The organism is Methanosarcina sp. (assembly GCF_049706645.1).
Lineage (GTDB): Archaea > Halobacteriota > Methanosarcinia > Methanosarcinales > Methanosarcinaceae > Methanosarcina.
Genome location: NZ_JBNAKP010000003.1, coordinates 107,108 through 115,158, shown reverse-complemented (window position 1 = coordinate 115,158; position 8,051 = coordinate 107,108). Strand labels below are relative to the sequence as shown.

General features: G+C 44.8%; 5 protein-coding genes. 2 read left to right on the top strand and 3 right to left on the bottom strand.

Annotation, left to right across the window (positions count from 1 at the left end; all coding sequences use genetic code 11):
* Window positions 1-584 precede the first annotated feature (584 nt).
* Together ACPK8D_RS01090 and ACPK8D_RS01085 are read left to right on the top strand one after the other, a co-directional pair.
* Entirely contained in the window at window positions 585-1,247 is a 663-nt protein-coding gene (locus ACPK8D_RS01090) for a hypothetical protein (RefSeq protein WP_424715993.1), read from the top strand.
* Window positions 1,248-1,469: 222 nt separating this feature from the next.
* Entirely contained in the window at window positions 1,470-2,309 is an 840-nt protein-coding gene (locus tag ACPK8D_RS01085) for a carbon-nitrogen family hydrolase (RefSeq protein ID WP_424715992.1), read from the top strand.
* A gap of 240 nt (window positions 2,310-2,549) precedes the next feature.
* On the opposite strand, the gene leuS is transcribed toward ACPK8D_RS01085, so the two are convergent.
* The 3 genes from leuS to ACPK8D_RS01070 form a co-directional block, all read right to left on the bottom strand.
* The gene (gene leuS / locus ACPK8D_RS01080) at window positions 2,550-5,453 is read right to left on the bottom strand and encodes a leucine--tRNA ligase (RefSeq protein ID WP_424715991.1); all 2,904 of its coding nucleotides are present in this window, start codon (window positions 5,451-5,453) and stop codon (window positions 2,550-2,552) included.
* Window positions 5,454-5,674: 221 nt separating this feature from the next.
* On the bottom strand, window positions 5,675-6,892 hold the full coding sequence (thrC, locus tag ACPK8D_RS01075) for a threonine synthase (protein WP_424715990.1): 1,218 nt from the start codon (window positions 6,890-6,892) through the stop codon (window positions 5,675-5,677).
* A 462-nt stretch (window positions 6,893-7,354) separates the two neighbouring features.
* Complete coding sequence (locus tag ACPK8D_RS01070) at window positions 7,355-7,663, bottom strand: DUF1622 domain-containing protein (protein WP_424715989.1); 309 nt, start codon at window positions 7,661-7,663, stop codon at window positions 7,355-7,357.
* Between the last annotated feature and the right edge of the window lie 388 nt (window positions 7,664-8,051).

Below are 8,051 nucleotides of genomic sequence, written 5' to 3'. Positions count from 1 at the left end.
TTATGTTATAAGGAAACCTTGTTAAAGGATACTTAATCATCTGTCCCTAAGTAACCGGGCGGGCGGCCCGAAGCATACCCCATCCTTTAGGGTGGGGTGGCCGCCCGCAATTTGATTTAGCTAACTATGGATATAAGAAGATTAAATTCGATGTTTTATTTCAAGTGTTTTTCCAGGAAACGATTCTTTACGTTATATTATACATTTCCTTTCGACAGGGTTCTTAGTTTATTTTTTTCAGGTTAAACTTTCTTAGATTTTTTTCATGAAGTTCGATAAATATCTTCTATGTTCCGTGCAGTTCAATAAATCTCTTCTGTGTAAATCTGCCGGTTTCTTACAAGATTCTCTGGAGTTCACCCTTAAAGGCTCTCTCATAAGCTTTATATTATGCAGGATAATTACATCGTGTATTACCCCCTGCAATTTTCTTGCTTACTCGTCTCTCAGACGGAGAATGGCCAGGTCTTTTTCAAAGATTCGGGAAAAATACGGGCTTATTTGTCCGGTTGCCCCGAAAGAAAATGGTTTTCCGGCCTGAGCTCTTGAGAATTAATTAACAGCAGTAACAGCAATAAAACGTGATGTCGGTACAGATGGAAGATAAACTCAACTTTAAACTCCTGGAGCTACTTGAAGGCAGACGGCTCTCAATCAGCGGGCTTTCCAGAGAACTGAAAGCTAGAGGCATAGATGAGCACCGCCTGGTTCTTACAGGCTATCTCAGGGCGCTCAGGGACCTTAAAATTCTGGAAGAAACCGAAGTCCCTCCTTCGAAAATCTATGCCCTGCCTGAAAAAACCACGGAACCCCTATCCGAAAAAGGCAAGGATCCCAGGTCCCCTGAACTTTATGATCCGCAAGAGATCTATTCTACTCTCAGGGCCCAGCTTCTTAAAATCAGTCTGGATTCCAGAATTCCCGTGGGAGTATATGTGGTTTCCAGGCTGTTTGAAAGGCCCTGTTTCCGCAGGGAGTTGAAGCTTATAGGAATAACTCAAAAACACCTTGAACAGTACCTGGAAAAACCCGGTATAGTCTGTGAAGCCCAGGATGCGCATCTGAAGAAAGCCAGAGCCGATATTACAAAGATTGAGATCCCTCCCGATGACCCTGCATATGAAATTCGAGAAAACAGGGAAGAGATAACCAGGCTTGCGAACGAAGTGCTTGCAGGGCTGATAAAACACAGGATCGACCTGGAGGGCCTGGTAGCTAAGAGCAAGCAAACTACCCTGCTCCCCTGAAGAAACCTTCAGTTATTTTAAACCTGAAATTAATTTCTTTAAACTCATTTCCTTGAGTTCATTTCTTTAAATTATCTCTTTAAATTATCTCTTTAAATTATCTCTTTAAATCATCTCTTTAAATTATCTCTTTAAATTATCTCTTTAAATCATGCCTCTAAATTGAAATCTTACGTTAAAAGGATTCAACTCGTTTACTGTTGGTTGGCTGGTGATTCGGATATGAAAGTTGCCTGTATCCAGATGGATATACTACACTGCAGGAAGCAGGAAAACCTTGAAAAAGCTCTCTATATGGCTCTAAAAGCCGTGGATAAAGGAGCCGAACTCATCGTTTTTCCCGAGGTCTTTTCAACAGGCTTTTGCTACGAGCACTTTGACCATGCGGCAGAAACCTTGCCTTCCCCTATTCTTGAAAACCTGGCCTGTTTTTCCGAGGCCAATGACTGCATTATAATGGGTTCCGTAATTGAAAAGGCTGTTACGGAAGATATTTCTGGCAATGGGAAACCTGTAGATTCTAAAAATTCTACTCCTTCTGGCGGTAATTCAACGCTTTACTATAATCTCGGCTTTTGCTTTGAATCAGGAGCTCTTGCGGGCAGTTATCGGAAAACTCACCCTTTTAAGGGTGAAAGCCGATACTTTTCCAGGGGTAATTCAATCGAACCCATAACTCTAAAAAGACAGAACCTGAAAATCGGTTTCCAGATCTGTTACGAGCTTCGTTTCCCCGAGGTTGCAAGAAAACTCGCCCTTGCCGGTTCCGATCTTCTTGTAACATCTGCAGCTTTCCCAAATCCCAGGTCTGAACACTGGAAGACCCTTGCAAGAGCAAGAGCAATCGAAAACCAGATCCCGCACATTGCCTGCAACCGTACGGGTTCGGCTCCTGACTGCACCTACTTCGGAGATTCAATGATAATCGACGCCTGGGGCGAAGTAAAAGCGAGCGCAGGTGACCATGAATGTGTAATTGTCAGTGAGCTTGACCTGTCCGGAAAAGATGAGATTCGAAAGGCTATTCCTGTTTTTGAGGATAGGAGAACTGAGCTTTATTGATTTTCACAATTTCTTTTTCATAACTTATTTTTCATAACTTATTTTTCATAATTTCTTCTGCGTACCTTTTATACCACTGAAGGTACGGAAAACTCACTCTAGATTTCATAACTTAGAAACCATTGAAAACGCAGAAAAAAGAACTTTCGGGGGATTATTTTCAGGTTCCCCCGGTGTGATATCAGCCGATTAGATAGGGACATCCGGCTTTTTAAGTAATTTTTCTTTTTTATTCTTCTTTTATTCTTCTTTCTTCGCCTGCTCGATGTAAATTGCGGGTCTCAGGGGCTCGGCAAACCTTGACTTCTTTTCAGGGTCAAAGGCAGGAGATTCGGCACTGTGGACTTCAACAGGACATCCGATTTCTTTTTCCAGGAAGGAAGCTGATTCTTTCAGGAGAGCCTGTTCATCAAGCCCGGGACCTGCAAAGATTTCGTACCTGTCAGCTCCCCCGCTTTTGAATTCCGGGACAAGCTTCTGCACGAACTTCGGGATCTCCTTGCCGAAGCGTTTGAGGTCGGGATTTGCCATCAATGTTTTTATAAGGGTGCCTACCTCGAGGGAACCTTCAAGCTGCATCTCGCAGGCACACTTAACGGCTTCGGCTTTCCAGGCAGGCGCGGTGTAGAGATGAACCGTCTGCGGGGTCATCTTTGTCACCCTTATAATCTCTTCAACGTCTTCCAGGGTTCCCTTTATCATTTCTTCGGCAAGCTCAGCGCCGTCGTCTATCAGGTCTTCATTATAGAGCGGGTACTGGGCAAGGGAGATCGGGTCCTCATGCCCCATTGCTTCCCAGATTTCCTCACAGAGGTGCGGGGTAAAGGGAGCCATAAGCCTGACCCAGTTGTCCAGCACATAGTAGAGCAGGGTCTCTCCGCCTCTTCTCTGGTACCACTTGATATCATTTATCAGCAGGAAGAAAGAATTCTGGATTGCTTCCCTTGTCTGGATAGAGTCAAGCGCTGAATTCGTCTCCCGGATATAATTCTGCATCCTCGAGAGTATCCAGCTGTCGATCTGCTTTAGCTCTGTGCTCAGGTTTGCACGTTTCCCACTCTCTATAACATCCTTTGCAAAGGAATAGAACCTGTCCACCTGCCTTCTGGCCGATTCTATTCCTGTCCTCTGCCAGTCTGCATCCTGCGTCTGCTCGGCTGTGGAGAGAATGTACATTCTTGTTATATCCGCGCCGTAACTGCTGACTGCGCTTTCCATGGTAAGGATCGGGCCTTTGGATTTGCTCATTTTCTGCCCCTCAAGGGAGACAAAGCCGTTTACTGCAAGAGTTTTCGGCCACTTCTCTTCTTCAAAAAGCGCTACGTGATGGAAGAGGAAAAAGAGCAGGTGGTTCGGGACCAGGTCCTTTCCTGAAGAGCGCAGGTCAACCGGGTACCAGTAATTGAAATGCCTGCGGATTTCCTCTAGGAGCTCCGGACTGAGCCCGGTATCCGCGCTGACTGCTGCCAGATCGCCTTTCCCAAGCAGGATGTAGTCGAAGAATGAGAGGGTAAGCTGTTCGAGCTCCAGTTCACCTTTTTCGATAAACCTGGCAATGATATAATAGCTCATGTAAATTGTCGAATCCCCAAGGGACTCAATCAGCCATTCCTTATCAAAGGGGAGGTGGGTTCCAAGCCCTTTCCTGCGGGCACAGGCTTTGTCCTTAAGCCAGTCAACCTTGTTCTCAAACTCGACCCTATACTCTGTGGGAATAATTCGCATTCCGCTAAGGCATCTATAGACCTTTGCCTTCCATTCGGGGTTTGAGTAATTCAGGAACCACTGGCCTTTTACCATATTTACAACACAGGGCGTACCGCAGCGACAAACTACAGGTTCGCTGAATTCGTAAAAGATCTCCCCGGCGTTTGAACTGACGAAGTCCCTGGTAAGGATATCTTTTATCTTGGAGACAGCATGTCCTTCGTATTTTCCTGTAATCTCCTTAAGAACCCCTCCGTGGAACTCCCTTCGGTATACGATCTTTGTGGCTTCCTCGGCTCTCGGGTCTTTCTGGTTTGCGATTCCCATCTTCTCAACTATTTCCTTTGCAGGAAAATCTCCGAATTCAGGCACCTTGATAAGGGAAACCAGCTTAATTTCCCTGAGATCTTCGGAAATCCCATATTCGCTCATGTCAGCATCGTAAAGGTCGCGAAGGGCAAGGTAGTCAAAAGGTGCATGGGCAGGCACGCTCATTACTATTCCGCTTCCGTTTTCAGGCCTGACAAAGGATGCGGGAAGGGAAATTACTTCGTCGCCTGTGACCGGATTTGTAAGTTTTATTCCGATTACGGATTTTGCAGGTACGTCCTCAATATATTCGACTGTCCGGTCCGTGAAAGTCAGTTTTCTGAAAGCTTCCCTGCTGACAACCCAGAACTCCTCGTTTCCGTCCTGCGCAACTCTTGCTTTTACGTAAGTTACGTCAGGGTTGACCCACAGGTTAGTCACCCCGTATGTCGTTTCCGGCCTGAGGGTTGCACAGGGCAGAACCAGATCCTTATATCGGAACTTGATTAGCGTATATTCGACGATGGTAGCTTCTTCGCCGTGCAGGATATCGTGATCCTCTACAGGGTTATTGTCGTTGGGGCACCATTTTACCGGGTGGGAACCTTTTACGATCAGTCCCTTTTCTTCAAGCCGGATATACTGCCATTCAATGAACTTTTTATAAGTCGGGTCAGTTGTTGTAAATTTGCGCCTCCAGTCAATGGAGTACCCGATATTACGCATGGCCTTCTCGGATTCACGCTTGAAATAGTCAACAATCTTTTCGGGAGTATCGAGCGTTGGTAGAATGTTTCCGGGAATCCCGTGAAGGCGTTCATAAACGTCCATTGTCTGGGGATCCCGACTTGCAATCAATTCGGCAAGCCCCACAATGGGCGTGCCTGTCACGTGAAAGCCCATAGGGTAAAGTACGTTGTACCCGAGCATCCGCCTGTGCCTTGCAACGACGTCCCCTATGGTAAAAGTCCGGGTATGTCCTGCATGCAGGTTCCCGTTCAGGTAGGGGTAGGGGATGGTTATGAAATATTTTTCTCGCTTATCGGGTTCGGCCTGGAAAATCTGGCTCTCATTCCACTTTTTTTGCCATTTCTTTTCGATCTCGTGAGGCTTATAATCCTGCTCCATTCGTGTTCACGCCCATCGATTATTTTGATATTGAAAGAATTTGAACTATTAACTGAATTTGATACAATCGTAAGAATAGAAACGATAACAGTAAGCATTAAAAGTAAACGATAACAGTAAATGGTTTCTGGCAGCTATAAGCCATCCAAGGAAACTCTGAAGGATCGAGTCAACCGGGTCACGGTTATATCAATCCTTCGACTGTTGCCGTTCTTCAGATTTTATTCTGCCTTTCCGAAGATAGCTTCCCGGATGGCTTCTATACTGGCATCCACAATAATCGGTTCCTCGCAGATATCAATTACAGTCTGCGGGTCTTTAAGCAGGTGCCCTGTGGTGATACAGACAACAGTTTCGTCTCTGCCTATGACGCCCAGATCAACCAGTTTCTTAAGCCCTGCAACCGAGGCTGCACTCGCAGGCTCGACACCTATGCCCTCAAGCCTTGCAAGGTCTTTCTGGGCTGCAAGGATTTCTTCGTCAGTGACGGATTCCGCAGTCCCGCCTGACTCCCGGATCGCACTCAGGGCTTTTTTCGCATTAACAGGGTTGCCTATCCGGATTGCAGTTGCAACGGTCTCGGGTTTATCCTCCGGGGTGATTTCCGGAGCCCCATTCTTTATAGCCTTTACAATGGGGCAGGAACCTTCGGCCTGAATCCCGGTCATCTTCGGGAGCGAATCGGTTATGCCGAGCTTCTTAAACTCCCTGAAGCCCTTATAAATAGCCGTAATATTTCCTGCGTTTCCTACGGGCAGGACAATTCTGTCAGGCACCTTGAAGCCTAGCTGGTCTGCGATCTCAAAACCGATAGTTTTCTGGCCTTCAAGCCTGTAGGGGTTGATCGAGTTTAAGAGATAAATTTTCTCCTGAGAGCAGAGAGTGCGAACAAGAGCAAGCGCTTCGTCAAAATTTCCGCGAATGCTTAGAACCTTTGCCCCGTGCATAAGGGCCTGAGCTACTTTTCCAAGAGCTACTTTTCCTGCAGGCAACAGCACAACTACAGGAATCCCGGCTTTTGCTCCATAGATTGCAAGGGCTGCAGAGGTGTTTCCCGTAGACGCGCAGGCAACGGTATTCATGCCCAGCTCAAGCGCTTTCGTAACTCCTACTGTCATTCCCCTGTCCTTAAAAGAGCCTGTAGGGTTCATGCCTTCGTGCTTTACGTAGAGCTCTTTAATTCCTATCTTCTCAGCCAGACGGTCACATTTATAGAGGGGAGTCCCACCTTCCCTGAGAGTTACAGGTTCCCTTTCTACAGGAAGAAGTTTTGCGTACTTCCAGACCGAAGGGCATTCGGTCTTAAGTTTTTCCCTGTCAAGTTCAATTGAGGAATAATCATAAATAACATCAAGCAGCCCGTCACATTTGCTGCACGTATAGATCACTTCATCTCTGGAATACTCTGCACCGCATTCGATACATTTTAAATGATACATTAAGTTGCTCCTGTTTCTGATGATTTTGAGTTATTCGGATACCGGGCTTTAAATAACATCCAACTATATTTTAGGATTTACTACCCGATTTCATGTTAGTTTATTAATACAAGCTAAATACAACCCGGAGTTCAGGTCAGCACAATCTGGATTTCGGATTAGTATAATATTGGAGTTTAATAATATTTTGTATCTTTACACTTTAATTGCTTTTAAATCATACTATTTTTTAGAATTGTACTGAATTCAGGCTTTATAATAGTTCCGTAGCAAGAGATACCAGATAGATCTAACAGTAGATTCATCCGTTTCCAAAGCAATGTGGAGAGAAGATATGAAAATCTAGTACGAAAATTTTTGAAGTACTTTGCGGAGATAAAGACCTGAAAGGAAAAAACATCCGGATTAAAAAGGACACGGAGGCTCAGGTTTTTTGCAGGATTTCAATTTTCCAACCGTGTTTCAATCAAGCTGGTATTCCAAAACCTCCTTGCTAAGGAAATAACCAAGAACGGTTCTTATCAACACGACCGTACCCAGCAGGAGCAGTTCTTCCTGAGACGGATTAAGTACGGTTTCCAGGACATCGGCTGCAATGAAAAACTCAAGCCCGAAGACGATTTTGTTTGTAAGCTCTTTTCTTACCTTCTGATAACTATGAGATTTCTTCAAAACTTCAATGCGGATAACCCCTAAAATTGACCTGAGGCCACCGTATATTATGAGAAAAGAGCCCATAATATTGAATAGAGAAGAGAATGCCTCGATCAACAAACCTTCAAAATATTGAAATATCCTTTTAACGCCCCCTTTAAAGCCGGATATTGAAATCCGATAAAAAGCTTCCGAATAACATTTAATATCCCCCGAATAAATATTCTTCCTGTATCTGGCCTTCAAATATAATTTCAGAACTCAATCTAATTTTAGTAAGTATCTCCAGGTGAGATGGAACTGCTTTTTTGCGGAAACATAGCATGAGAAACGTATATGATCGGAAGGGAATAATCTGAAGCAAAAAAATCTGAAGGTCATAAATAGGTATAAAAAAGCAAATTTCCGGAAGGATAGAATTATTTCCGAATCCTTCCGGGCCGGATTACCTTATCATGTTTATAGTTCTCGGTTTTCCGAACTGAATTGCTTCTGAGTAACCTGT